Consider the following 25,425-nt stretch of genomic DNA (forward strand, 5'->3'; position numbering starts at 1 on the left):
ATCATCTTGAGCAGAGAGGAGGATGCATAGCATATTGTAAAATATAGAGATAAACAATGAAAAAGTGCTATGCAAATGAAGAGCATGAAGGGACGTTTAAGGCCAGGTGATACGGTAGCAATTGGTTTAATGCTATTTGCATTATTTTTAGGAGCAGGAAATTTAATTTTTCCGCCAGTTTTAGGTCAACAAGCAGGAGAGAATGTTTGGATTGCTACAATAGGATTCCTTGTAACGGGAGTCGGATTACCCCTACTAGCTGTAACAGCTGTCGCGTTTGTAGAGGGGGACTTGAAAGCGCTATCTTCTAGAGTCCACCCTATATTTGCGTTTATTTTCCCATTGATTAGTTATTTAGCAATTGGACCATTTTTCGCGATTCCTCGTACTGGAGCTGTTTCGTTTGAAATGGGTATGAAGCCGTTTTTATCAGAGGCAATGGTTTCAGAGTGGTACATGCTATTTCTTTTCACGATAGTTTTCTTCGGAATAACGTGGTATTTATCATTAAATCCATCTAAATTAGTGGATTGGTTCGGAAAGTTTCTTACACCATTATTAGTATTAATTGTCGCTGTTATTGTCGGAAAGGCAATTATTGATCCAATTGGAGAGCCAGCTGCGCCGTTAGCTGCTTACAAAGAAAATGCTTTCTTTGGTGGATTTATTCAAGGATATTTAACGATGGATGCAATTAGCGCGCTCGTATTCGGAATTGTCGTTGTACAAGTTATCCGCTCTAAAGGGATAAAAGAGAGTAGTCAAATTGCAAAAATAACAGTAGTATCAGGTATTATCGCTGTACTTGGTTTAACGTTAATTTATTTATCGCTTGCTTATCTTGGTTCAACAAGCACATCACTTGGTATCTCAGAAAACGGTGGTCTTATTTTAACGAATGTTGTAAATGAGCTATATGGGACGAGTGGTAAAATTTTATTAGGGCTTGTTATTATACTCGCTTGTTTAACAACTTCTGTTGGGTTAACATCTGCGTGTGCGGGTTTCTTTACAAACTTATTCCCAAAACTTTCGCATAAAACGATTGTAACAATGGTATGTGTATTTAGTTTAATTGTATCTAACCTAGGTTTAACACAATTAATCGCAGTAACATTACCTGTGTTAATGATCATTTATCCAGTTGCAATTGTATTAATTGTACTTTCGTATTTCCATAAGTGGATTGGGAAGCGTAATACAATTTATATTGGAGCTATTTTAGGTGCATTGTTAATTAGTTTCTTTAACGGTTTAGAAAGTGCGAAAATTAAAATTGACGCGATTTCTAATGTACTACAAATGTTACCGTTATATAACGAAGGAATCGGATGGTTAATTCCATCATGTATTGGCGGGATTCTCGGTTTCTTCTTCTATAAATCAAATGAATCAAGTGAATTACAAAAGAAAGGTGCTTAGGCACCTTTCTTTTTTTGAAGGGGATTTTTGTATTTTGTCTAAGTAATAATTGGGGGGGAATGATAAATGGCTAATTTTGAAGATTTTTTAAATTTGGATTTGAGAATTGGAACTGTAATACATGCAGAGGAATTTAAAGAAGCGAGAGTACCAGCGATTAAACTAGCAATAGATTTTGGAGAAATCGGGATAAAGCAGTCAAGTGCTCAAATTACGAAAAGGTATAGTCCAGAAGATTTAATCGGTCAACAAATCGTTGCTGTTGTAAACTTTCCACCAAAGCGTGTAGCTGGATTCAAATCAGAAGTACTTGTGCTTGGTGGTGTTCCTGAAGCTGGTGATGTTGTGTTACTTCAGCCTAATATGGAATTGCCAAATGGAACAAAAATTAGCTAGGGTGAAGGTAGGGGCTAATATGGATATCGGACGAGAATATTTGCAATGTGCGATTTCGAACTTTAAAGCAACAAAGAAACAAGGGGAGCGGGCACTTTCTCAATTATCATATGAACAAATACAATGGTCTTCTCATGAAGAAACGAATAGTATAGCGATTATTATTAAGCATCTTCACGGTAATATGCGTTCTAGATGGACGGATTTTTTAACGTCTGATGGTGAAAAAACAGATCGTAATCGAGATGGTGAATTTGAAGGATGCTATCACTCAAAAGAAGAAACCCTTATAGCTTGGCAAGAAGGATGGAAATATGTTTTTAATACGATGAATACTTTAACGCCGGAACACTTATTGAAGACGGTATACATTCGCGGTGAAGCACATACTGTCATGCAAGCAATTGAAAGGCAAATTGCTCATTATGCATTGCATATTGGTCAGATTATATACATTGGGAAGATGTTAAAAGAAAATGAGTGGGAATGTTTAAGTATTCCGAGAGGTCAGTCTGCGCGTTATGTAGAGAAAAAACGTTCAACATAATAATAAGAAAGAAACCGATAAAAAATGGGAAAAAAGAAAGTCAGCCAAATAATAGATGGTTCTGTAATCATAAGAATACTGCCAAAAATAAGTCCATATATAATAAGAAAGGAATTGAAAAGTGTATTCACAGGGAGAAATCGTGAGATGAACACTTGCTGTCGTTTAAAACAATCACTGTGAAATAAATAAAAGCGGAAGTACCATGTGGCTGTAATAAGATCTTTCTTTTTCATAATTCTTTTTTTGCATGTATGACAGATAAATGGTGGTTGCATTTCATTACGCTCCATTTTTTATTTTCATAATAATGTGAGACAAAAGTAGGTACAAAGTGTATGTTCCTATATACGCTCCTGCAATAAGGAAAAATGGATTCAGTAAAATTCCATGAATGCTCGTCATGAAAACTAAATCTTGTATTAAAACATCGTATATATTAATGGAAATAATTATACCGAGTACATACAGTGCCAAGTACGCAGAAATATGTAGCACAATAGAGATTTTTGGTTGCTTAGCGGACAAATAAAAAATGAATGATAGAGCGATTGGTAATATTCCTATTAATAGCTTCAATTCATTTCACCTCATTAACAATATAGCCGAAATTTTAACGGTCTATTCTCTAGGGCTTGTACATAACTTGAAATAGAGAGGTGATAGTATGAATCGGGGCTTTTTTTTATGAAGTTTACAAGTATGCGTAAGTTAGTTTTATTTGTTATTACTACAATGCTAGCGACTTTTTTTCTTATTAGTATGATGGTAACCTCTATGAAAGAGACAAAGTCAACGTATTTATATAATTGGTTAAATGAGTTATCGATGAATGGTTACATGTATGTACTTGGAAAAGAGAATCATTATTTTACACAGGAGTATCGAAATTTGAATCAAGATTTTTCAATTTCTTCTTTTCTCTTTTCTATGGCTACAAATATTCGCTTTAATGATGTACGCAGTTTCGTCGGGAAAGAGCTCCCGGGGTTTGGTAAGTACGATACAGAAATTGTTATTGCGGGTGAGGGTACAAATTATTCTAACTTACCGATAGAGTCGAGTGTTCCTCTTGAAGAAGTGGTGAAGGAACGGACTAGTGGAACTGGACAAGTACCTAAACAAGATACGAGTAAAGAGAAAAAACAGCCGTCCCAAACGACTGGGAAGAGACAAGTTGCGTTTATTTATCATACACATAGCTGGGAATCTTATTTACCTTTACTTAACTTAACGAATGACCCGAATCCGAATAAAGCAACGAGTTCTGTATCGAATATTTCTATATTAGGAGATCGTTTCCGTGAACAACTAGAAGGTGAAGGGATTGGAGCTACTAACGATAAGAGTGATGTTGGTCAAAAGTTAATAAGTAAAGGTTTAAACAGTAATAGTTCGTATAAAATGTCACGAGAAATTGTGCAGCAAGCTATGGCTGGAAATAAAGATCTTCAATACTTTTTTGATTTGCATCGTGATAGTGCCCGAAAGAATGTAACGACAAAAACAATTGGAGATAAATCATATGCAAAGCTTGCATTTGTAGTAGGGAAAGGAAATAAAAACTATGAAAAAAACTTACAATTAGCGACAGCTTTACATGAGGCGATTAATAATAAATATCCAGGAGTGAGCCGTGGGGTCATTCAAAAAGGGTTCCAGACAGGAAATGGAATCTATAATCAAGACCTATCAGGACAAGCGATATTAATAGAAGTTGGCGGTGTAGATAATACAGAGGAAGAATTGAATCGATCAATTGATGCACTTGCTAAAGCATTTGGTGAATATTTTTGGCAGGCAGAAAAAGTGAATGGATAAAGTGAATTTTAAATTGGTGAGAGACCTCACCTGATGAGGATGAGTTCACAGTATTTTTGAAAAAACGTAAGTGTAATGCTTGCGTTTTTTCTTTGTAATGATGAGACGTCACAGAATAGACATAATTTGTCGTTGTTATAGTAATATCGAAATTTGTCAATTTATAGTAGGAGATTTACAAAGGAATTTTCGGGAAAGTAGAGAAAATCTTTTTATAAGGAAAACTTTTTATTATGAAACTGGTAGGGTGATTGAAGTGATTAGGGAAATCGAAATAGAAGATGCAGCATCATTTTTGCGATTAAGTAAGCAATTAGATGAAGAAACGAAGTTTATGTTATATGAACCAGGAGAAAGGAAAACTACAGCTGAGCAACAAGAAAAAATGATCCATCGATTTATAGAAAATGAATATGCAACAATATTTGTAGCAGTTGAAGATGAGAGAATAGTAGGTTTTATATTAGTGAATGGAAATAACATTCAAAGAAAGAAGCATGTGGCAAGCATTGTAATTGGTATTTTGCAAGAGTATAACGGGCGAGGTATTGGGACTAGATTGTTTAAAGAGGTTGAGAAGTGGGCAAAATTACATGATGTATGGCGTTTAGAATTAACAGTAATGGCCCACAATACAAGAGCTCAGGCACTATATAAAAAAGCTGGATTTGAGAAAGAAGGTGTCAAAAAAGCTGCTCTTATTATCGATGGAAAGGACATCGATGAGTATGAAATGGCCAAATTATTAAAATAAGAGGTCGTTATATGAAAAAAAGATGGGCACTACTCGGTATCGTAGCTGCAATAATTATTGTTGGAGTAGCAGGAATCAATTATAAAATGTATAAGGATAAGCAGGCGCAGGAAGTAAGTGTAAATAGCGTATTTCCGAAAGCGAAAGAAACGATTGCTAATATGGATGGGGATATTGCCGTAATTAATAATCCGAATTCAATGCTTGTACTTGTAAATAAAAGTAGGCGTTTACCAGATGGGTATAGACCGCCAGATTTAGTTATTCCGAAAGTGCGCTACTCTAGTGAAGGTGATCAAGAAAAGAAAAAGATGAGAAAAGAAGCAGCGAGGGCGCTTGAGGATATGTTTCAGCAGGCTGACAAAGAGCGTATTTTTCTTTTTGCAGTTTCTGGATTTAGATCTTTTGATCGACAAAAAGCATTAAATACGATGTATAAAAAACAAGACGGGGAAGCAAAAACAGCAATGTCTAGCGCGGTTCCTGGCACAAGTGAGCATCAAACTGGACTAGCTATGGATATTACGTCTCAATCTGCTGAATTTCAGTTAGAGACGGTTTTTGGGGAAACGAAAGAAGGTCAGTGGCTTTCTGAAAATGCCCATAAATTTGGTTTTGTTGTTCGATACACAAAAGCGAAAGAAACGATTACGGGTTATCGGTATGAACCATGGCACGTAAGGTATGTGGGAAATCCACAAGCTACATATTTGTATGATAATCAACTGACGCTTGAAGAAGTAACAGAGTAAATGATTGAGGGGAGAGACGTATAATGACGATGTTATATAAGAAAAAAGTACATGCATATATTACAAGAGAAAAAGAGGGGGTTATGCAATTACTTGTTTTTAAACATCGTGATATACATGAAGCTGGTATTCAAGTGCCAGGAGGAACGGTTGATGAAGGTGAAACGTTAGAAGCGGCTATATTGCGTGAAGTACAGGAAGAATCCGGATTGCGTCATTTATGCATAGAACGTTTTTTAGCAGATTACATCATACATATGAAAGAAAAACAGGAATATGAAAAACGCCACTTTTTTCATGTAACTTTACTAACAGATGTAAAGGATACTTGGGAACATATTGTAAGTGCTGGTGAGGAAGATAAAGGATTAGTATTTTGCTACGAATGGGTTGATATTGCAAAATGCCCTGAATTAGCTGGGAAACAAGGTGAGTTTTTACATTTGTTAGATGAAGTATACGCACAGTAATGTAAGAGTCTGAAGCGAAGTTCAATCCGTTTCAGACTATTTTTATTTTTCGGGAAATTAAAGGTGTTTAAATAAGGAAAGTGAATTTCTTTAAAGGGATATTAATTAAGCTAGCTTATGCTTTTGAACAAGCGACAAAGCATAGAAAAATCCCCAACTTATCATGAATAGAATAAACAAAGAGGACAGGAATCCCTGTCCTCTTTGTTTTAGTGCTTAAAGTGAAATATCGTTCTGCTCTGTCTTATGATATTTTAATAAACTAAAAGATAAACAAGCGGAACATAAAATAAGAATAGAAGCGATGATATAAATTGTACGAACACCGAACATATCAGTAATAATGCCAATGCTAAGCATAGATAGTCCAGAGGCTGTTGAAAGAAGTGCGCCATGTGCTGTATACATTTTGGATAATAAAGCAGGGGCGACACTTGATTGTAAAACAGTCGTTTGGGAAATATCTCTAATTTGATAACATGGTCCCATTAGAACACATAGAAAAAGCGCAATAAATCCGCTGCTCGTCATACCATATAAAAATGTAAGAATGCTAAATATAAGAGAGCTAATCGACATAGATCGTATTAAATTGTTTTGAATATAGGAACTCATTTTCCATGCTAATAGACCACCGATTAACGTGCCAACATAATAACTTGTATTAATATATCCCCACCATTCTTCGCCTTTATGAAGGATAGTCGTAACGTATGCCATCGTAATAGCACCAATCCATATTGTCCCTGCGAAAGTTTCAATTAAGTCCATATATGTAACGGTACGGAGAGAAGGATTTTGAAATAGGAGTTTCCAACCTTCCAATAAAACAGTACTTTTGGAAGAGGGAGAATCTGCTATTCTTTCAGTATGTATGGAACGTAATGAAAAATGTAATGCAATGCATCCGAAAATCATCAAAATGTTATTAATCATGAGTGTAGAAGTAGCGCCAATGAGAAGAACGACAATACTCGTAAATGAATAAGCAGCGGCTTGCACAATTTGTGTTGAAAAGGAAAAGATACTATTTACTTTTACTAATTTTTCTTTCAGTGTAAGGCGTGGGAGAATACCGTATAATAACGGAGCACTCCACCCACTACATAATGAAATGAAAAAAATAAAAGTTAATAGAGCCATAATGTTTGCTGAGAAGAACGGGAACAAAATCATTAATAATAGTAAAAAGACTGTTTTCAGCCATTGGAGCGTATATAACAACGTATAAGATGGAAAACGATTTATTATAAGTGGTGCAGAGATGTTAGCAATTAGATTTGTGATAACTTGTAATAATGGAAAAAGAGCAGTAATAGTAGCTGATTTAGTTGCTATATAAATATGAGTTGTAATAATCATTACATATACGATGTCAGCGAGAGTAATGCATATTTTGGAACCTAAATGGTAGATTAGTGACAGGTTTCTCAATAAGATTATCACCTCTATAAAAAATAGTATTTAGTAATTAGAATAATTGTAATTTAAAAATTAAAATTTTTAAAGAATTTAATTTTTTGTCACTTTTTGAAAGGGATTTTCATGTATAATGAAGAATATATTGATATAGTATTATATTAATGATCATTGTAACAGTGAGTATGTACAATAGCTTGTAGCAAACGCCCAAGTGTAAGAAAGGGCGGATAAACCATTCTTTTCTTCATATACATATAGAAAATGAGAAAGAAAGTGAGGGTTGCATATGGCTGCTTGGGTAATTTGGTTTATAATAGCTGGTATTTTATTTATCGCGGAAATGTTGTCGATTACATTTTACATGCTTTGGCTTGGAATTGGAGCTGTTGTCGGAGGTCTTATTGCTTTGTTTGCTCCTGATGCACTACTGTTACAAGTTACTGTTGGTGCAATTGTAAGTTTAACTTTGACATTCTTTACGAAAAGAATTTCAAAAAACTTTCGAGAAGCAAAAGGTTTTACTGATACAGTAGATATGCTTGTTGGTAAAAAAGGGATTGTTATGCAAGCGATTACAAATGAAGCGAATGGTATTGTGAAAGTGGATGGAGATACTTGGACAGCTATTGCAGATTCTTCAATTGATGCTGGAGAAAAAGTCGTTGTTATAAAGAGGCATAGTACTATATTACAAGTGAAAAAGGAGAGTGAATAAATATGGTAGCATTAACGTTAACGATTATATTCGCACTAATTGTAGTTACATTTATCGCATTAACAATTAAAATTATTCCTCAGCAAAAAGTTGGGGTTGTTGAAAGATTTGGTAAGTTTCAACGTATCATGCACCCAGGGTTAAATATTTTAATACCAATTGTAGATCGTGTTCGTGTATATCATGACTTACGTATTCAACAAACGAATGTACCACCGCAAAAGGTAATTTCCAAAGATAATGTTCAAGTAGAAATTGATACTATTATTTTCTATCAAATTGTTGAACCAGAACTTGCGACATATGGTATTTCAAACTATGAATATGGTGTTCGTAATATTACTTCAGCAACGATGCGTCAAATTATCGGTAAAATGGAACTGGATGAAACGTTATCTGGTCGTGAAAAAATTTCAACAGAAATCCGCTTAGCGCTTGATGAAGCAACAGAAAAATGGGGCGTACGTATTGAACGTGTCGAAGTTGTTGATATTAACCCGCCAAAAGATGTGCAAGCATCAATGGAAAAACAAATGAAGGCTGAGCGTAATAAACGTGCGATTATTTTAGAAGCTGAAGCAGCAAAACAAGATAAAGTCCTTCGTGCTGAAGGGGAAAAGCAAAGTAAAATCTTGATGGCTGAAGGGGATAAAGAAGCGCGTATTCGCGAAGCTGAAGGTATAAAAGAAGCAAAAGAATTAGAAGCGCAAGGGGAAGCAAGGGCAATTGAAGAAATCGCAAAAGCAGAACAAAATCGTATTGAATTGCTTCGTGAAGCGAATTTGGATGAGCGTATACTTGCTTACAAATCATTTGAATCATTAGCTGAAGTTGCAAAAGGACCAGCAAATAAAGTCTTTATTCCGTCTAATGCAATTGAAACACTTGGTACTCTTGGGGCAATTGGAGAAATATTTAAAGAAAAACAAGTGAAGAAACTACCTTCAAATGATACAGGAAAAGAACAATAAAAGTGAGGAAGAGAAATGGGATACCATTTCTCTTTTTTTTTGCGTATATTCCGAAAAGCTTGTACATATCCATGTATAAAGAAGGTGATGCAGTGAAAAAGTATGCAACTCGAATACATGGGAAGAAACTGATTTCGTTACTCCTTTTATATGCGCTAATAGTAATTATGATAGCGTCGATTTTGACGTCATTTTTACATACAATGAAATCGAATTATGCAAATCAATGGTTTGGAAAAGTATCGATGCAAGGTTTTGTTCAAATGATAGAACGTGAGAATCGCTATTACGGATTTGATTATTTTAAGAAGAATAAAAGAGAGTCAGTTGGAAATTTAATGTTCTCTATTGCGACAGATTTGAAAATTAAAGATTTAAGAACATTCGTCGGTAAAGAAGTACCTGGTATGTCAAAGTATTATTCTAATATTATCGTAGCTGGGGAAGGGACAAACTTGACGAATATCCCAAATGAATCTAGTGTACCGATTGAAGAAGTAACGAAAGAAAGGGAAGTAGCAAAAGATAAAGTTACAGAAGCGGAAAAGAATAATCCGGTTCAGAAAAAGAACGGAGCGAAAAAAGGTGAAAGTGCAGTATATATTTATCATACACATAGCTGGGAATCCTTCTTTCCATTATTACCAGGGGCTACGGATCCATCAAGTCCAGATGTAAATGTGTCTTTACTAGGGAAACGTATGAAAGAGCAACTTGAAGGACAAGGAATTCCGGTAGTTCACGATAAAACGAATATGGGTGATTTATTAGCGAGTAAAAAATGGAAATGGCCGCAATCATATAAAGCGTCTCATGAATATGTAAAAGAAGCATTAGCACAAAATAATAAAATTGCGTTTCCAATTGATATACACCGTGACGATCAGCGTAAGAAAGTAACAACAAAAGTAATTAACGGAAAATCGTATGCAAGATTATATTTTATAATTGGGATGGAAAATGAAGGCCATGCTGAAAATGAAAAAATTGCAAGAGCCATCAATAGTTATTTAGATGAAAACTACTACGGATTAAGTAGAGGGATTTTTCCAAAGTATAAAAAAGATGGAAATGGCGTTTATAACCAAGATTTATCGAAAAATGCGATGTTAATTGAAGTTGGTGGTGTTGATAATACGTTAGATGAATTATATAACACAATTGATGTGTTAACAGAAGCGTTTAGTAAATATTATTGGAATGATGCGGAAAAAGTGAATGGATGAGGGACGGGAGACCGTTCCTTTTTTATTTTGGAATCTTAAAAAGTGATATAATGGAATTTTATGAATGTTAAATAAAGGGAGAGAGAAACATGCAAATACTACTAATACGCCACGGAGAATCAGAAGCTGATATTTTACATGTGCATGAAGGTCGAGCTGATTTTGAGTTAACTGACAAAGGGAGACAACAAGTACAAAGACTTGTACAGAAAGTGAAAAAAGATTTTGCGCCAGATTTCATTTGGGCAAGCACATTAAAACGCGCTCGTGAAACGGGTGAAATATTAGCAGAAGCAATTGGTTGTCCAATTCAATTAGAAGAGGAATTAATGGAGTTTAATAATGGAGTGCAAGCAGGCTTATCATTTGAAGAAGCAAAGAAATATCCAGAGCCAAAGTTTCTTCATGACCGTTTTGAAAACGGAGAATCATTTATTGAGTTTCGAATGAGAATAGAAGGAATCTTTTCTAAAATTATGATAGAGAATACATATGATCGAATTGCAATTGTTGCCCATGGAGGCGTAATTAATAGTCTATTACGTGCATTTTTCAAAATGCCAATTTCAATGGACTACTATTTCAAAATGGGAGATACGGGAATAAGTTTAATTGAAATTGAGGGTGAACAAAAAACGGTGCATTTCATTAATGATACGAATCATTTGGACGGGATGTAAAGACTTATGTACAAAGTTGTATTTTTCGATGTTGACGGTACGTTATTAAGTGAGATTGATAGAAGCATGCACGAAAGTATAAAAGAAGCGATACGAAGGTTAATAGATAAAGGAATTCACGTAGTTGTTACAACTGGAAGACCGTATAGTTTATGCTCACAATTTAAGGAACTAGGTATAAATACGTTTATTTCAGCAAATGGTGCACATATAAAATGTGGGGAAGAAGTTATACATAAATCAGTACTTTCAAGCGAAATCGTTCATGATATTTCAAATTTTGCTGAATTACATGGTCACAGTGTTTCTTACTTTACAGAAGAATTTGCAATGAATAATATTGCTTCCAAAGATGAACGTGTCATACGAGCGTTAAATGAAACTTTAAATTTAGAGCGGTATCCTGACAAAGTTAGAAACTTATCAGATGAGATGTATTGCATATGTCTGTATGCTGATGATACAGAAGCTCAAAAATTCATTGAAAGATATCCAGCACTTACGTTTGAGCGTTTTCATGGTTACGTTATAAATGTATTGGAAGATAGTAAAGTATCGAAGCTAACTGCAATTCAAAAAGTATTGGAACATTTAAACATTAGTAAATTAGAAGCCATTGCTTTTGGCGATGGTGGAAATGATATTGAGATGTTGCAGTATGTAGGATTAGGAGTTGCGATGGGAAATGGTGGAGAGGAGTTGAAGAGAAGGGCTGATTTCGTTACAACGAAGGCGAGTGAAGGCGGAATTTCTTATGCCTTAAAGAAGTTACGAATTATTTAAAACTAATAGTTAGTCAGTGTGAAAAATCCTTTTTTAATAATGGCTTTTGTTAATATGTATACTGTTTTAGGGAATTATTTGAGCTCTCCTACTTACAATTTAACTGCAGAACAAATCCTTTATTTTCGCTTAGCAGGGCTGTTTGGTATGTTGCTGTCACCACTTGCAGGTCGTTTAACAAAGAGGTTTGAAGTAAGAAAGGTTCTTCAAGGAGGATTGTTGATTGCTATTTTTAGTCTAAGTTCAATGGGCTTTGTTTCGGATCTATCTCTACTTGTAATGATGAGTGTCTGTTTTGTAATAGGTATTGCTATATCCGTTCCGTCTTTAGTTTCTCTTGTAGGTCAATTAGGAGGGAAAGCAAGGGGAATATACTTTTATTTTATTTTTAGGTACTAGTTATAGGACCTATCATTTCTATTTATCTTATGAAAATAGGAGGTTATGCTCAAACATTTATTTTATTAGGAATGATACTTTTTATTGGTTTTGTAGCTTCTCTATTTATCATTAATGAATGAGTGGAAAATCACTCAAATAAAGGAATGCGAGGATCTTTCATATGCTCGCATAATAAAATATGAATTTGTCCACGATGATGATAAAAGTGTGCAACGATTTCAAGTAACCATTCAAAGCGCGAATAAGAAATCCCCCAATAGGCAGTCATAACTTCTGCTAGTTCTATTTGGGAGTAGGAAAGAAATGTTTTAGAGAGAAGGTTGTATCCTTCAATCATCGTTTGTTGCATGTGAGCAACTGTTACGGGCGTATGTTCTATATAAAAGGTATGTAATGCTTTTTCTGAAATACCATTTAAAATGAGTAAATCAGCATGACAAATAAGAGAAAGATGTGCACACATTTCAAATAATGATCGTTTTGAGTGAATCGGTTGTATTTTTAAATCGTTTTCACTATATTGGTTAAGCATATAAATAGAAGTATCAATAGCAACTTTTAGTTGATGCAATGCAGATTGAACAAACATTGTAATTCTCCTCGTCTCCGTATATAATAGTTTCTTGAGGATATTATATCATACTCAAAATTCCGAAAATTCTAGTAGTTTGACTAGCATAATGAAAAGTATTATATTGTAAAAGGTCATATGAAACGTGAAATAGAATGGAATGCAATTATTGAGTTAGGAGTTAGACCAATGAGTTTGAAATATGGAAGAGATACAATTGTAGAAATTGACTTAAATGCTGTAAAACATAATGTAAAAGAATTTAAAAAACATGTAAATGATGAAGAAATTAAGATGATGGCTGCTGTAAAAGCGAATGGGTATGGCCATGGGGCAGTTGAAGTTGCCAAAGCTGCAATTGAAGCGGGAATACATCAACTTGCAGTTGCATTTGTAGATGAAGCAATAGAATTAAGAGAAGCAGGAATTACTGTACCAATTTTAATTTTAGGATACACACCAGTAGCGGCTGTAGAAGATGTAATTCAATATGACGTTATGATGACTGTTTATAGAGTAGAAGATTTACATGGTATAAATGAAATTGCAAACCGTCTTCAAAAGAAAGTACAAATTCAAGTGAAAATTGATACAGGAATGAGTCGTATCGGTTTACAAGAAGAAGAAGTTAAACCATTTTTAGAAGAATTAAACCGTATGAAGTATGTAGAGGTAGTAGGGATATTTACGCATTACTCTACGGCAGATGAAATCGATAAATCATATACGAATATGCAAACAAGTTTATTTGAAAAGGCTGTTAATACAGCGAAAGAATTAGGAATTCAAATACCATATATTCATAGTTCAAATAGTGCGGGATCAATGGAATTAAGTAACACATTTCAAAATATGGTACGCGTTGGAATAGGAGTGTACGGTATGTATCCATCAAAAGAAGTGGATCATTCAGTCGTTTCTTTACAGCCTGCGTTGTCGTTAAAATCAAAAGTAGCTCATATTAAACATGCGAAGAAGAATCGTGGTGTAAGTTATGGGAATACGTATGTAACAACTGGTGAAGAATGGATTGCGACTGTACCAATTGGTTATGCTGATGGTTATAATCGTCAATTATCTAATAAAGGCTATGCGTTAATTAACGGGGTTCGAGTACCTGTTATTGGCCGTGTTTGTATGGATCAGTTAATGTTGGATGTTTCAAAAGCGATGCCAGTACAAGTAGGAGACGAAGTAGTATTCTACGGTAAACAAGGTGAAGAAAATATCGCAGTAGAAGAAATAGCGGATATGTTAGGTACAATAAACTATGAAGTTACATGTATGCTAGATAGAAGAATTCCGCGTGTCTATAAAGAAAATGACGAAACAACTGCAATTGTAAATATATTAAGAAAGAACTGAATCATTTCGATTCAGTTTTTTTATTTTTTTATTCATATCAAATGCGAATATACCCTCGTTATGTAATACGGAGTAAACTTTGCGAAACACACTTTTTAGTTCAACTAAATTAAACTATCACCGGCAGAGATGACCAGTCCCGCAACAAAGATCTAATATACGAGAGTAGGGAAGAGCATCTTGTAAAACGAGGCTGGATAGGAGTATTCAACAAAATGTCCCCAATGTTTAATATAGATGTCTGCTAAAATATCATAATTAAAATAAATTGTTTTTTTAACATATGTATTCACCTAAAAATTCATTAAATTATAATAGTCATGCCTCGTGTTAATTTCAAAACCACATTGTGTATATAGTTTTAAAGCGTGGATATTTTTCGTTTCGACGTCTAACTCAATTGTTGAAACTCCTTCTGTAATAAGAGTATGTACTATATTACAAAGAATATCTTTTCCGTATCCTTTACCTTGATAAGAAGGATGAACGGCGAATCCTGATAGTGTAGTAGATTGCTCTTGTTTAGAAACTGTAATTGTTCCTATCACTTTTTCAGCAATAAGGGCACTGTAAACTTGATGGGAAGGTGAAGTCATCATTTTTTGTAACCATGTAGCCGTATTTTCTACTGAATCACCAAAAGCTTTACTAGAAATTTCAATAAGATCAAGAAGTGATTCTGAAGGTGCAAGAGTAAGCTGTATATTATTATCTGTTGTTTTTTGAATTTCGTTTGTTTTGAACTCCATACTATATTCACTATATAAATATGGTAACTTCATATGTTTTAAAAATTCATTCCCAGAAATAGAGTCCCCATTAATAATAAGAAGAGCTTCATCTGTCTCTCTATTTTGTATTTCTTTCATTGCAGTTTGTAAAAGGATAGTTCCGAAACGTTGTTTTCTAAAATGAGGATGTACAAAGCCTATTAGTTCAAGCTTTGTTGGTCTTTCGAAATCATACATATTTAAAGCGCCAATTAATTGAGTACCGTTATAAAGAAGAAAATCGTTTATATAATCTTCATTTCGATTTTTTAAAAAGTTGATATGTAAATCTGAAGAGTAATCAAGATTGTCTTGTTGCCCGCAAATATAAGCCAAATCCTTCATTTGTTGTATTTCACTTTCTGTTACAGAACACTTTTTCTGAATATCCATTTTATAATCCCTCTCATTCGTATTTAAAAATAGGATGGGTGACTTAACCATTCCTTTAATTCCACACTACCTTGCACAGATAACAGTCGGTATAAATAACGATAAGGCTGTCTATATTCTTCTAAGTGAGGAATAGACATAATTGTTTCGTAACCACTTTTAAAGGCATGTGCTTCTTTTTCTGTAAATTCTATAAATTCATTATATAACAGATGATGAGTTATGAGGATAAAGATAAAAAGATTGAAAGCATACTTACATTTATAGTGAAAACTCATTAAAAATATTATATTTCTCTATTTTTGTATGAATTGTCTAAAAATAATGGTGGTAATACTTTAATGTAAGACTCGTATCTTTAAATCTATGAAGAGTAAAAGTAAAATTAAGCATTCATTTATAAGATTGTGAATCACAATAATGTAGGCTATAGAAAATATTTCTCAATAATAAAATGAAGAGAAAAGCATGAAGAAGTAGAATGCATTCATTTATAATAGACTTAAATTAATTAATATAATTAATTGTTAATTTTATTATATTAATTGGATAGGAGAGAATGTTATGGCAAATGTACTCGTAATAAATTTTCCTGGGGAAGGTCATATTAATCCGACTTTAGCTATTGTAAGTGAGTTAATTCAGCGAGGGGAAACAGTTGTTTCTTATTGTATTGAAGATTATAGAAAGAAGGTTGAAGCAACAGGTGCGGAATTCCGAGTGTTTGAGAATTTTCTCTCTCAAATTAATATTATGGAACGAGTAAATGAAGGTGGGAGCCCTTTGACGATGCTATCTCATATGATTGAAGCATCAGAGCGTATTGTTACTCAAATTGTAGAAGAAACAAAAGAGGAAAAATACGATTATTTAATATATGATAATCATTTTCCAGTAGGACGTATTATAGCGAATATTTTACAATTACCAAGCGTTTCATCCTGTACAACGTTTGCTGTTAATCAGTACATTAATTTTCATGATGAGCAAGAATCGAGACAAGTAGATGAAATGGATCCATTATATCAATCTTGTTTAACGGGAATGCAAAGATGGAATAAGCAGTATGGAATGAAATGTAATAGTATGTATGATATTATGAACCATCCTGGTGATATTACGATTGTATATACTTCAAAAGAATATCAGCCGCGTTCAGAGGTATTTGATGAATCGTATAAATTTGTAGGTCCATCAATTGCTACTCGAAAAGAAGTGGGGAGTTTTCCTACCGAAGATTTAAAAAATGAAAAAGTGATTTTCATTTCTATGGGAACAGTTTTTAATGAACAACCTGCTTTGTATGAAAAATGTTTTGAAGCGTTTAAAGATGTTGATGCGACAGTCGTATTAGTCGTTGGTAAGAAGATAAATATAAGTCAATTTGAAAATATCCCGAAAAACTTTAAGTTGTATAATTATGTCCCGCAATTAGAAGTTTTACAGCATGCTGATGTATTCGTGACACATGGTGGTATGAATAGTTCGAGTGAAGCGTTATATTACGGTGTTCCATTAGTTGTAATTCCGGTAACAGGAGATCAGCCATTCGTTGCAAAACGATTGACTGAAGTAGGGGCAGGAATAAGACTTAATCGCAACGAGTTAACTTCTGAATTATTACGTGAGACTGTAAAGAAAGTAATGGATGATGTGACGTTTAAGGAGAATAGTCGTAAAGTGGGAGAGTCGCTTAGAAATGCCGGTGGATATCAAAGGGCAGTTGAGGAAATATTCAAATTAAAAATGAAGCCGTACGTAAAGATTAAATAGATGTTAAAAACACACTTACTTTTAATTTGTAAGTGTGTTTTTAGTATTACGCGTTACATGTGTTACATAAAAATAGTGATAAAGGAGAAACTTTTGTGTATATAAATCGATACCTTTGAATTAGTAGTAAAATTACGTTAAAATAATACTAAGAAAATATATAAGTTTTGGGGGTAATGAATGAAGAAAGTATTTGAATACGTATTATTAACAATTGGCTCAATTATAGTAGCAGGTTCATTAGAGCTTATTTTAGCACCTAATGGATTAGTAGATGGCGGGGTAACGGCTATTGCTATTATGGCAAATAAAGTTGCAGGATTGCCGCTTTATGGTGTGTTCTTAGGAATTAATATCCCAATTTTATTATTTACTGCAAAAGTAATGGGAAAGAAATTTTTTATCCGTACATCTTATGCGAATGTAGTTACAACACTCGGATTAATTTATTTAAAACCATTTCCAGCAATTACGACTTCTGAGTTATTAATTGTACTTTATGGTGGAGTACTGTTTGGAATTGGTGTTGGGATTGTTGTTAAAATGGGTGGAGCAATTGACGGTTCGGAAATGTTAGCAGTTTGGATGAATAAACACTTTAATGTACCGATTAGTACATTTTTACTTGCAGTAAATGCAGTTATTTTCATCTTTGTTGCCATTTTATTTTCAATCGAACAAGCGATGTTCTCATTAGCAATTTTCTATATTGTTACGAAGATGATTGATTTTATATTAGATGGTATTAATCAAGGTAAGAGCGTTATGATTATTTCTGGTAAGAATAAAGAAATAGGCGATTTACTTATGAAAGAATTGCAACTATCTGTTACGTATCTACATGGAGAAGGTGGTTTTTTAGGGGAGCATAAGAGAATCATTTATTGCATTACAAACCGATTCATTTATCCGAAAATGAAAGATCTCGTTCTCTCTGTAGATCCAGCCGCTATAATCGAAGCTTCCTATTCAACAGAAACGACTGGTGTGAAACGTCCGGGAAGGAAAGCTAGGTCAGGTGAATAACTAGAAGAAGGCTGTCCAAAAAGTTATTTTGGACAGCCTTCTTTTTTATTTTGTTGAATTGTTAACATGTTACAAGTTAAATCCACTGTTAAAAAGTTTCCTTGCAACTAGGAAACCAAGCGTCTTTTAATAATGTAGCCAACGTTTCAATTTTATTTTCTGGAATACTACCAAAGCCGAGTAATACGTATGATTCCTTACGTAAATCATTCACGAAATCATATGGAGAAAGTGGGTATAATTTAACGCTTTGTTTTTTAGCGGATTCAATCAGTTCATTTTCATTCATACTGTTATGGACACATAAAACAATATGAAGTCCGGACTGTTCGCCAAGAATTTGAACATTAGCCCCCATTTCTTTCATAATGGATTTTACTAACGCATGATGTTTTCTTTTATATAGTGTACGACTCCGATTAAGGTGACGTTCCCAATTCCTGCTTTGTATAAAGTTAGCAAAAGCAAGTTGTTGTATTGTAGCGACTGTTTGTTTGAAAATTCCATGCAGTTCTTGATATGTTTTTAAAAGGTGTGGTGGTAAAACAACATATCCCATTCGTAAAGAAGGTAAAAAAGATTTTGAGAAAGTTCCCATATAAATAACGCGTTCATTTGAATCAAGACTTTGTAAAGAAGGAATCGGCTTACCAGCGTAGCGAAACTCTCCGTCATAGTCATCTTCAATAATGTATCCGCTGCAATCATTAGCCCACTTTAACAATTCTAATCTTCTAGATAAAGGCATAATAATCCCGAGCGGAAATTGGTGTGATGGTGTAACGTATGCGACATTGGAATTTGTATTGTATAAACTAGAAATATCAATCCCTTTTTCATCCAATGGTATGGGATGAATTTGTCTATCACAGCTTTTAATGATTGCGTGTATACGGTGAAATCCAGGGTTTTCAATGCCGTATTCTTTTGTAGGGCCAAGCAGTTGAAGTAGTAGCCAGAGAAGTGGCTGCGTTCCGGCGCCAATCACAATTTGATCAGGTGAAGAATGGACACCGCGAGAATGATATAAATATGTTGATATATGCTCTCGAAGAGCGAATTCACCTTGAGGGTCTTCTTTGGCAAATAGTGCATTTTCGTATGTAAGTATGGATTCTTGTAATGCTCGTTTCCAATTTGTAATCGGAAATGTATTTTGATCAATAAGTCCTTGGCTACAATCATATTCAAATTTTTCGTCTATCAAATTGCTCGTCTTCTTTGCTGCATTTCGCTTTTTATTTGGGATAACGTCAATATCGAAATTTGCTACAAAAATACCACGTTTCGGTTTACTTTCTACATAACCTTCAGCTAATAATTGTTGATAAGCTGATTCAACAGTAATGCGGCTAATATTAAGTTGTGATGCTAAATTTCTGTGTGAGGGTAGACGTGTGCCGACAGAAATAGTCCCTTGTATAATTTCAGCTTTAATATATTCGTAAATTTGCAAGTAAATAGGTGTGTTACTTTGTAATTGCAATGGGATAGTAAAATCCATATAAAACTCTCCTTTAAAACTGGCCTTATAAAAAACACTTAAACTGTCACTTAAGTGAAGGGCAGTTACTTTCTATAATAATGATATAACATTTAGAAAATTAAATAAATAGTTAGAGGAGAGTTAAAAATGAATGTTAAAGAAGTAGTAACAGAAGAGCAATTACATGAAGTATTACCTGTTTTACAGCAATTACGAATGAAACTTTCAAAAGAGGAAACAAGCTCTTTATTTCGAAATATGAAAGAAGAAAATTATAAACTATTTTCGCTGCGTAATGAGAATGATGAAGTTGTTAGCCTTGCAGGTGTAGCGATTTGTACGAACTTTTATAATAAGAAACACGTTTTCGTATATGACCTTGTAACAGCAGAAGCACATCGTTCAAAAGGACATGGGAAAGTATTACTTTCGTATATAGAGAACTGGGGAAAGGAAAACGAATGTGAGTCTATCGTCCTCACGTCAGCATTTTCAAGAATTGATGCTCATCGTTTTTATGAAAGAGAAGGGTATGATAAGGTGAGTTATTCTTTTTATAAAGAACTATAAAAAATAAGAAGAAGCTGTCCTGCAAAAGTTGGGAACAGCTTCTTCTTATTTTTTAAGTTATTATTGAACCGTAAATAGGTTGTAAGTTATGGTATATGTATTTGAAAAGGTTATATAGTGTATTTTGTCGAATTGTTTTAATTTAATAAAGAGAATGATTGGAGCGCTTATACTTGAAAAAAATAAAGAAACTATCAATCCCTAATGATGCTAGAGTTATTGTCATATCTGATATTCATGGAGAATTAAATCTTTTAAAAGAAGCACTACATAAAGTTAACTTTAAAGATGAAGATTATTTAATTATTAATGGAGATCTTTGCGAGAAAGGACGAGATAGCGTAGGCGTAGTAAACTACGTTATGAATCTTGTAAAGAACAATTCAAAGGTTCACGTTGTTGAAGGGAATTGTGAAGTTTTAGTTGATGCTCTTCTAAATGAAAATCCTGGTCTTATTAATTATTTATGTACGAGGAAGCATTCAATTTTTAATGAATGGCTAGAGCAATTGGGTTTTTCAGTTCATGAGGGCACTTCAATTCGTGAAGTGAAAGAAGCATTGTTAAGTGAATTTTCACAAGAACTATATTGGCTAACAGAGTTGCCAACAGCGATTGAAACAGAAGATTATATTTTTGTGCATGCCGGTCTAGAAGATAGAGTAGATTGGAAAGAAACTGAGCGCAAAAATGCGATAGCAATGCCGGAGTTTTTCAATCAATCACATAAAGCAAATAAGTATGTAATAGTCGGTCATTGGCCTGTCGTGAACTATTCTGAAGAAGCACCGTCTAATAATCCAGTTATTGATAAGGAGAAAAAAATTATTGCAATTGATGGAGGAAATGCAATTAAAGAAGCAGGGCAGTTAAACGTATTTATTATTCAGAGGAAACAAACGGACGATACGTTTTCTTATACATATGTAGACTATTTTCCAGAGTACGAAGTAATAGCGGATTTTAATGCGAATTCAGAAAGGCAGGGCGGAGTGACATATCCGTATTATTACATAGAGCCTATCGAGAAGGTGCAAGATTACACCGTATGTAAACAAAAGGAAACGAATAATGTGCTCACTGTAAAAAATGAATATATGAAACAACTTAAGTCAGGTGAATATACAGTGAAAACTGATATTTCTTGTGCGCAAATAAGCGTTAGGAAGGGAGATATCGTTTCTCTCATTGATGATAGCTGTTCAGGATATGATTTAATTAAAAAAGATGGCGTAGAGGGTTGGATAGAGAAAGGGATTTTAGTTGAGATAGAAAAAGTGAAAAATAAAACATTAAGCTGAAATAGGAGGGATATAACCTCCTATTTTTTAAAGGAGTAGATTGCTTGCTGTCTTTAATAAGTAAATAAATCGTACTCGGCAGAATGATAAGCGTCATTCCTAAAAGAATTGCTAGTATAGCATAACCTCTATAGGGAGCAGAAACGATAAAAGGAAGTATCGCTAAAAAAATACCTGCTATCATCATTGAAATACTACTAATATTTGAAGCTCTTTTTTCAAGGTACTTATCATTCCATTCTAATGAAACGGTTGATTTAGTCGTATCAATTTTGGAACTGAAATAACCTATTAATATAAATAAAAGCCCTAATGCTAAAAATATGAAATGATCAAGAGGAAGTGAAAAGCCAAGAGCGATGAGGGCGATGACAATATCGACAAAAAATAAGAATAGTAACATTGTGTTGCCGATCCAATGGAGAAATTTCTGGTTACTCGCTGCTTTAGATAAAGCTAAAAATACAAAGAATAAGAAGGAACATATAATTATATTTATGATTACAAAAGTGCTTTTATCCATTGTTGATGTAGGCGTTCCATTAAAGTCCCATTTCGTAACAATACTTAATGGTAAGAAGAAATAGAGAATAATATTTGTCATAATAATAGTAAGAAATAAAGCAATACTAAATCGTTTATTCATTGAATCACCAGCTTTCTAAATCAATAATTGGTACCTTATAACAAAATTATACAATATAATAAATGATATTTGTTTTGATTTTTCAGAAAAAATATTATAATTATATATGAAATAAAGAGGAGTGTAGGAGGAAATTATGAATAGCGTAATAGTAAAAGGGGATAAAGTAACAATTCGTACAATTGAAGAATCAGATATAAAAACATTATGGAATCTCGTGTTTAAAGAAGAAAATCCAGAATGGAAAAAATGGGATGCACCGTATTTTCCGTTTTCAATGCAAGAATACTCATCCTATAAGGAAAAGATGCAAACTCGTTTGCAAGAAGAACCGCTATCCAATTTAATTATAGAAAATAACGGTCAAATCATTGGGACAGTTGGGTTTTATTGGGAATACAAACCGACGCGTTGGTTAGAGATGGGGCTTGTGATTTATGACCCAACATACTGGAATGGTGGATACGGTACAGAAACATTGACATTATATAGAGATTTGCTATTTGAAAAAATGGAGATTGGTAGAGTAGGAATCACGACTTGGTCTGGCAATGAACGAATGATGAAAGTAGCGGAGAAAATAGGAATGAGCTTAGAAGGTAGAATGCGAAAGTGTCGTTATTATAACGGAACATACTATGATTCTATTCGAATGGGCATGATTCGTGAAGAATGGGAAGCGCTATGTGTAACGAAGGGGTGAGAAAGATTGTACGCTATTATTGCTACATTTGATCGTGTGTTTACTAATAAAATTACAGAATTGCAAAATGAATTAACAAATGTAATTGGAACAAATCAATTAGCTGGAGTAGAACCTCATATTACGTTAGCTGATTATAATGAGTTAGATGTTCATTTGTATACTGAGAAACTAGGGGAGTTTGTAGCTATTCAAGAAAATATGGATGCAGTAACTTTTCCTTCTGTTGGAATTTTTCCTACTAATGGAACGGTCTTTCTAGCGCCGACCGTTACCGATGAATTGTTAAAACTTCATTATTCTTATCATGATTATTTTAAAACTTTTCATGACAACCCAAATTCATATTACGTACCGGGAAAATGGGTTCCGCATTGTACAATTGCAAATAGATTACATACAAAGCAGTTTTTAAGTGTAATGGAATATATTTATGGAAAGTTTGATTTTGCAACAGCTTCAATTGAGAAATTAAAATTAATTAAGGTGAATTATGAAAATGGTTTTGCCGTTTCTTCTAGTATATTAGCAGAATATAATTTAAAGAGAATGGAGACATCGAGATGACATATATAATTAGAGAAATGAAGCAAGAAGATATTCATGCTGTACAATCAGTAGCAAAAATAGCTTGGCATGATACATACGAAGGCATTATTCCGAGAGAAATTCAAGATAGTTTTTTAGACGAGGCATACTCTGATGAAAAAATGAAATATCGTCTTAAAAATACACATTTATTCGTTGCGGAAGAAGAGGGTGAAGTAATAGGGTTTGCGAACTTTTCACCTGTTAGACTACAAAATGAAGCGGAATTAGGTGCGATTTATTTGTTACCAGATCAGCAAGGAAAAGGGATCGGAAGTGCTTTATTACAAAGAGGGATTAAAGCATTAAATGGGATACGGAAATTGTACATACATGTAGAAGCAGCAAATGAAAAAGGAAAACGCTTTTATGAAGCGAAAGGTTTTGCTGAATTAGAGCAATTTGAAGAAGACTTTGAAGGACATATGATGCAGACAGTAAGGATGGTTTTATACGTATAAGGAGGACTAGTAATGAAAATTTTTGATTTTAGTGAAAAAGTAGGAAAGCACCTATCAGTATTTCAATCTAATTTCATCATGTCGAAAATATTAAACCATCGAGGGAATATACATATCGGTGTTATGCATTTACACGAGAATGGAATCATCGGTAATCATGAAGCAGTTGTATCTCAACTGCTTCTTATTGTGAAAGGAGCAGGATATGTATGTGGGGTAAATAAAGAAAAGATAAATATAGAGGCGGGACAAGCTGTGTTTTGGGAAAAGGGAGAGCTCCATGAAACAAGTACAGAACACGGATTAACAGCAATTGTTATGGAAGCGGAGAATCTTGAACAAGCGATAGTAATGCCTATTATTCAAGGGGAGTTGTAAAAATGATAATTAAGGCGAATCAAGAAGATACCAATGAAATATTAAAATGTGCGGCTCAATCGCTTTTTGAAGGGACGAGAGGCAATTGTCAATTAAGTACCGAGAAAGCGATTGAAATTACAAAGCCGATTGTAGAAAAAGGAGCATACTATTTAATCGTTAAAGAAAAAAATAAAGTAATGGGATGGATATTAATTGGGGAAAATACAGACTATTTTTCTCGTGAAAAACTTGGATTTATATATGAATTGTACGTTTTCCCAGAATATCGCGGGAGAGGATTATCGCGAGAACTGATGGAAGCTGGTATTAAGGAATTAAAGGAGAAGTATTTAGAAATTCGGTTGAATGTATTTGCTGGGAATTTTGCAAAAGAGATGTACGAAGAGTTTGGGTTTGTTGAAAGGCAGGTAATTATGACTTTGAAGTGAGTAGAATAGTCTGAATGAGAGAAGAGAAAATAATGATTTAGTGGCTACTTTATCGCTGGAATTTAAAGCGAATAAGTATAAAATAGATGGTTTGCCTTTATTTTATAGTAGATTTATAGAGTGTGCTTAAAAAACAAATAAATTAGTATTATATAATATATCGTTATTATAGTAAAAGAGAAATTTTGGAAAAATATCATTTTTTTGTTTAGAAATTTTTAAATTATTGATATAATCAATTTGTAGAATTGATTATTGGTTAATTTTACTATTTTTTAATTTTAAGGGGGATTTAATAATGGCAGGACAAATTCGTATGTCACCAGAGGAGCTTAAATCGAAAGCGACTCGATATGGACAAGGTGCAAATCAAATTGAGGACATTTTACGTCAACTACAAAACTTACAAAATGAATTAAGAGGAGAATGGGAAGGTCGTGCTTTCGAAGGTTTTGACCAACAGTTCAATCAATTAAAGCCAAAAGTACAAAACTTCGCACAGCTATTACAAGAAATTAATATGCAGCTTAATAAAACTGCAGAAGCTGTTGCTAGACATGACGAAGATCTTTCTCGTAATTTCGGTCTACAATAAGACAGAT

General features: G+C 33.8%; 29 protein-coding genes and 4 pseudogenes. 24 read left to right on the forward strand and 9 right to left on the reverse strand.

The window, feature by feature from the left end:
• Window positions 1-84 precede the first annotated feature (84 nt).
• The 3 genes from brnQ4 (at window position 85) to NST86_RS10065 (ending at window position 2,365) form a co-directional block, all read left to right on the forward strand.
• The gene (brnQ4, locus tag NST86_RS10055) at window positions 85-1,422 is read left to right on the forward strand and encodes a branched-chain amino acid transport system II carrier protein BrnQ4 (protein ID WP_011110049.1); all 1,338 of its coding nucleotides are present in this window, start codon (window positions 85-87) and stop codon (window positions 1,420-1,422) included.
• A 66-nt stretch (window positions 1,423-1,488) separates the two neighbouring features.
• Complete coding sequence (gene csaA / locus NST86_RS10060; protein WP_001263017.1) at window positions 1,489-1,818, forward strand: chaperone CsaA; 330 nt, start codon at window positions 1,489-1,491, stop codon at window positions 1,816-1,818.
• The gene (locus tag NST86_RS10065; RefSeq protein ID WP_000435828.1) at window positions 1,799-2,365 is read left to right on the forward strand and encodes a DUF1572 domain-containing protein; all 567 of its coding nucleotides are present in this window, start codon (window positions 1,799-1,801) and stop codon (window positions 2,363-2,365) included. The genes csaA and NST86_RS10065 overlap by 20 nt, the downstream gene beginning before the upstream one ends.
• Here NST86_RS10065 and NST86_RS10070 read toward each other — a convergent pair.
• Both NST86_RS10070 and NST86_RS10075 read right to left on the reverse strand, forming a co-directional pair.
• Window positions 2,338-2,643, reverse strand: coding sequence for a hypothetical protein (locus NST86_RS10070; protein ID WP_033682818.1), 306 nt, complete (start codon window positions 2,641-2,643; stop codon window positions 2,338-2,340). The two genes, NST86_RS10065 and NST86_RS10070, sit on opposite strands and share 28 nt — an antisense overlap.
• A 4-nt stretch (window positions 2,644-2,647) precedes the next feature.
• Window positions 2,648-2,944: a hypothetical protein gene (locus tag NST86_RS10075; RefSeq protein WP_000770736.1), complete on the reverse strand. Its 297-nt coding sequence runs from the start codon at window positions 2,942-2,944 to the stop codon at window positions 2,648-2,650.
• Between the two features lie 108 nt (window positions 2,945-3,052).
• Between NST86_RS10075 and spoIIP (NST86_RS10080) the strand changes: the two genes are divergently transcribed.
• From spoIIP (NST86_RS10080) to NST86_RS10095, 4 genes are all read left to right on the forward strand, one after another.
• Complete coding sequence (gene spoIIP, locus NST86_RS10080) at window positions 3,053-4,186, forward strand: stage II sporulation protein P (protein WP_340933629.1); 1,134 nt, start codon at window positions 3,053-3,055, stop codon at window positions 4,184-4,186.
• A 256-nt stretch (window positions 4,187-4,442) separates the two neighbouring features.
• Window positions 4,443-4,940 carry a GNAT family N-acetyltransferase gene (locus tag NST86_RS10085; RefSeq protein ID WP_016117654.1) on the forward strand — a complete coding sequence of 166 codons (498 nt, stop codon included), beginning with the start codon at window positions 4,443-4,445 and terminating at the stop codon, window positions 4,938-4,940.
• A gap of 11 nt (window positions 4,941-4,951) precedes the next feature.
• Complete coding sequence (locus NST86_RS10090; RefSeq protein ID WP_227593122.1) at window positions 4,952-5,692, forward strand: M15 family metallopeptidase; 741 nt, start codon at window positions 4,952-4,954, stop codon at window positions 5,690-5,692.
• A 23-nt stretch (window positions 5,693-5,715) separates the two neighbouring features.
• Entirely contained in the window at window positions 5,716-6,162 is a 447-nt protein-coding gene (locus tag NST86_RS10095; RefSeq protein ID WP_000178285.1) for an NUDIX hydrolase, read from the forward strand.
• Window positions 6,163-6,378: 216 nt separating this feature from the next.
• Here NST86_RS10095 and NST86_RS10100 read toward each other — a convergent pair whose 3' ends face one another.
• The gene (locus NST86_RS10100; RefSeq protein ID WP_227593121.1) at window positions 6,379-7,596 is read right to left on the reverse strand and encodes an MFS transporter; all 1,218 of its coding nucleotides are present in this window, start codon (window positions 7,594-7,596) and stop codon (window positions 6,379-6,381) included.
• Window positions 7,597-7,870: 274 nt separating this feature from the next.
• Between NST86_RS10100 and NST86_RS10105 the strand changes: the two genes are divergently transcribed.
• The 6 genes and pseudogenes from NST86_RS10105 to NST86_RS10130 all read left to right on the forward strand — a co-directional run.
• Window positions 7,871-8,299 carry an NfeD family protein gene (locus tag NST86_RS10105; RefSeq protein ID WP_000741974.1) on the forward strand — a complete coding sequence of 143 codons (429 nt, stop codon included), beginning with the start codon at window positions 7,871-7,873 and terminating at the stop codon, window positions 8,297-8,299.
• Window positions 8,300-8,301: 2 nt separating this feature from the next.
• Complete coding sequence (locus NST86_RS10110; protein ID WP_340933636.1) at window positions 8,302-9,270, forward strand: SPFH domain-containing protein; 969 nt, start codon at window positions 8,302-8,304, stop codon at window positions 9,268-9,270.
• A gap of 20 nt (window positions 9,271-9,290) precedes the next feature.
• Window positions 9,291-10,496: a stage II sporulation protein P gene (spoIIP, locus tag NST86_RS10115; protein ID WP_313894949.1), complete on the forward strand. Its 1,206-nt coding sequence runs from the start codon at window positions 9,291-9,293 to the stop codon at window positions 10,494-10,496.
• An 89-nt stretch (window positions 10,497-10,585) separates the two neighbouring features.
• On the forward strand, window positions 10,586-11,176 hold the full coding sequence (locus NST86_RS10120) for a histidine phosphatase family protein (protein WP_001166433.1): 591 nt from the start codon (window positions 10,586-10,588) through the stop codon (window positions 11,174-11,176).
• A 6-nt stretch (window positions 11,177-11,182) separates the two neighbouring features.
• A complete protein-coding gene (locus NST86_RS10125) occupies window positions 11,183-11,959 on the forward strand; it encodes a Cof-type HAD-IIB family hydrolase (protein ID WP_227593094.1) in 777 nt (258 codons plus the stop codon).
• Between the two features lie 33 nt (window positions 11,960-11,992).
• Window positions 11,993-12,480, forward strand: a pseudogene (locus tag NST86_RS10130) (MFS transporter); the annotation flags it as partial.
• 8 nt (window positions 12,481-12,488) lie between these two features.
• Here NST86_RS10130 and NST86_RS10135 read toward each other — a convergent pair.
• Complete coding sequence (locus tag NST86_RS10135; protein ID WP_227593093.1) at window positions 12,489-12,950, reverse strand: DinB family protein; 462 nt, start codon at window positions 12,948-12,950, stop codon at window positions 12,489-12,491.
• Window positions 12,951-13,121: 171 nt separating this feature from the next.
• Between NST86_RS10135 and alr the strand changes: the two genes are divergently transcribed.
• Entirely contained in the window at window positions 13,122-14,297 is a 1,176-nt protein-coding gene (gene alr / locus NST86_RS10140; protein WP_016117660.1) for an alanine racemase, read from the forward strand.
• Between the two features lie 120 nt (window positions 14,298-14,417).
• Here the strand turns inward: alr and NST86_RS34850 are convergent.
• The 3 genes and pseudogenes from NST86_RS34850 to NST86_RS10155 all read right to left on the reverse strand — a co-directional run.
• Window positions 14,418-14,590: pseudogene (locus NST86_RS34850) on the reverse strand (class I SAM-dependent methyltransferase); the annotation flags it as partial.
• The gene (locus NST86_RS10150) at window positions 14,591-15,460 is read right to left on the reverse strand and encodes a GNAT family N-acetyltransferase (protein ID WP_086424327.1); all 870 of its coding nucleotides are present in this window, start codon (window positions 15,458-15,460) and stop codon (window positions 14,591-14,593) included.
• A gap of 23 nt (window positions 15,461-15,483) precedes the next feature.
• Window positions 15,484-15,645: pseudogene (locus NST86_RS10155) on the reverse strand (nitrate reductase); the annotation flags it as partial.
• Window positions 15,646-16,024: 379 nt separating this feature from the next.
• Between NST86_RS10155 and NST86_RS10160 the strand changes: the two are divergent.
• Both NST86_RS10160 and NST86_RS10165 read left to right on the forward strand, forming a co-directional pair.
• Window positions 16,025-17,233, forward strand: coding sequence for a macrolide family glycosyltransferase (locus tag NST86_RS10160; protein ID WP_016117661.1), 1,209 nt, complete (start codon window positions 16,025-16,027; stop codon window positions 17,231-17,233).
• Between the two features lie 180 nt (window positions 17,234-17,413).
• On the forward strand, window positions 17,414-18,259 hold the full coding sequence (locus NST86_RS10165) for a YitT family protein (RefSeq protein WP_000755125.1): 846 nt from the start codon (window positions 17,414-17,416) through the stop codon (window positions 18,257-18,259).
• 88 nt (window positions 18,260-18,347) lie between these two features.
• Here NST86_RS10165 and pdxR read toward each other — a convergent pair whose 3' ends face one another.
• Window positions 18,348-19,763 carry a MocR-like pyridoxine biosynthesis transcription factor PdxR gene (gene pdxR, locus NST86_RS10170; protein ID WP_086424326.1) on the reverse strand — a complete coding sequence of 472 codons (1,416 nt, stop codon included), beginning with the start codon at window positions 19,761-19,763 and terminating at the stop codon, window positions 18,348-18,350.
• Between the two features lie 129 nt (window positions 19,764-19,892).
• Here pdxR and NST86_RS10175 point away from each other — a divergent pair, with 129 nt between their 5' ends.
• Together NST86_RS10175 and NST86_RS10180 are read left to right on the forward strand one after the other, a co-directional pair.
• Window positions 19,893-20,315, forward strand: coding sequence for a GNAT family N-acetyltransferase (locus NST86_RS10175; protein WP_001101111.1), 423 nt, complete (start codon window positions 19,893-19,895; stop codon window positions 20,313-20,315).
• A gap of 173 nt (window positions 20,316-20,488) precedes the next feature.
• Complete coding sequence (locus tag NST86_RS10180) at window positions 20,489-21,616, forward strand: metallophosphoesterase (protein WP_340933645.1); 1,128 nt, start codon at window positions 20,489-20,491, stop codon at window positions 21,614-21,616.
• Window positions 21,617-21,641: 25 nt separating this feature from the next.
• Here the strand turns inward: NST86_RS10180 and NST86_RS10185 are convergent.
• Window positions 21,642-22,262: pseudogene (locus NST86_RS10185) on the reverse strand (DUF1648 domain-containing protein); the annotation flags it as partial.
• Window positions 22,263-22,398: 136 nt separating this feature from the next.
• Between NST86_RS10185 and NST86_RS10190 the strand changes: the two are divergent.
• The 6 genes from NST86_RS10190 to NST86_RS10215 all read left to right on the forward strand — a co-directional run bounded on the left by NST86_RS10190 (window position 22,399) and on the right by NST86_RS10215 (window position 25,418).
• Complete coding sequence (locus tag NST86_RS10190) at window positions 22,399-22,965, forward strand: GNAT family N-acetyltransferase (protein ID WP_016117663.1); 567 nt, start codon at window positions 22,399-22,401, stop codon at window positions 22,963-22,965.
• A 6-nt stretch (window positions 22,966-22,971) separates the two neighbouring features.
• Entirely contained in the window at window positions 22,972-23,532 is a 561-nt protein-coding gene (locus NST86_RS10195; protein WP_016117664.1) for a 2'-5' RNA ligase family protein, read from the forward strand.
• Window positions 23,529-24,014: a GNAT family N-acetyltransferase gene (locus NST86_RS10200; protein WP_000221050.1), complete on the forward strand. Its 486-nt coding sequence runs from the start codon at window positions 23,529-23,531 to the stop codon at window positions 24,012-24,014. The genes NST86_RS10195 and NST86_RS10200 overlap by 4 nt, the downstream gene beginning before the upstream one ends.
• A 12-nt stretch (window positions 24,015-24,026) precedes the next feature.
• Complete coding sequence (locus tag NST86_RS10205) at window positions 24,027-24,392, forward strand: hypothetical protein (RefSeq protein ID WP_000688080.1); 366 nt, start codon at window positions 24,027-24,029, stop codon at window positions 24,390-24,392.
• Between the two features lie 2 nt (window positions 24,393-24,394).
• The gene (locus NST86_RS10210; protein WP_000584232.1) at window positions 24,395-24,823 is read left to right on the forward strand and encodes a GNAT family N-acetyltransferase; all 429 of its coding nucleotides are present in this window, start codon (window positions 24,395-24,397) and stop codon (window positions 24,821-24,823) included.
• Between the two features lie 298 nt (window positions 24,824-25,121).
• Entirely contained in the window at window positions 25,122-25,418 is a 297-nt protein-coding gene (locus NST86_RS10215; RefSeq protein ID WP_000918601.1) for a WXG100 family type VII secretion target, read from the forward strand.
• Window positions 25,419-25,425: the final 7 nt, after the last annotated feature.

The organism is Bacillus sp. FSL L8-0199 (assembly GCF_038005705.1).
GTDB lineage: Bacteria > Bacillota > Bacilli > Bacillales > Bacillaceae_G > Bacillus_A > Bacillus_A cereus.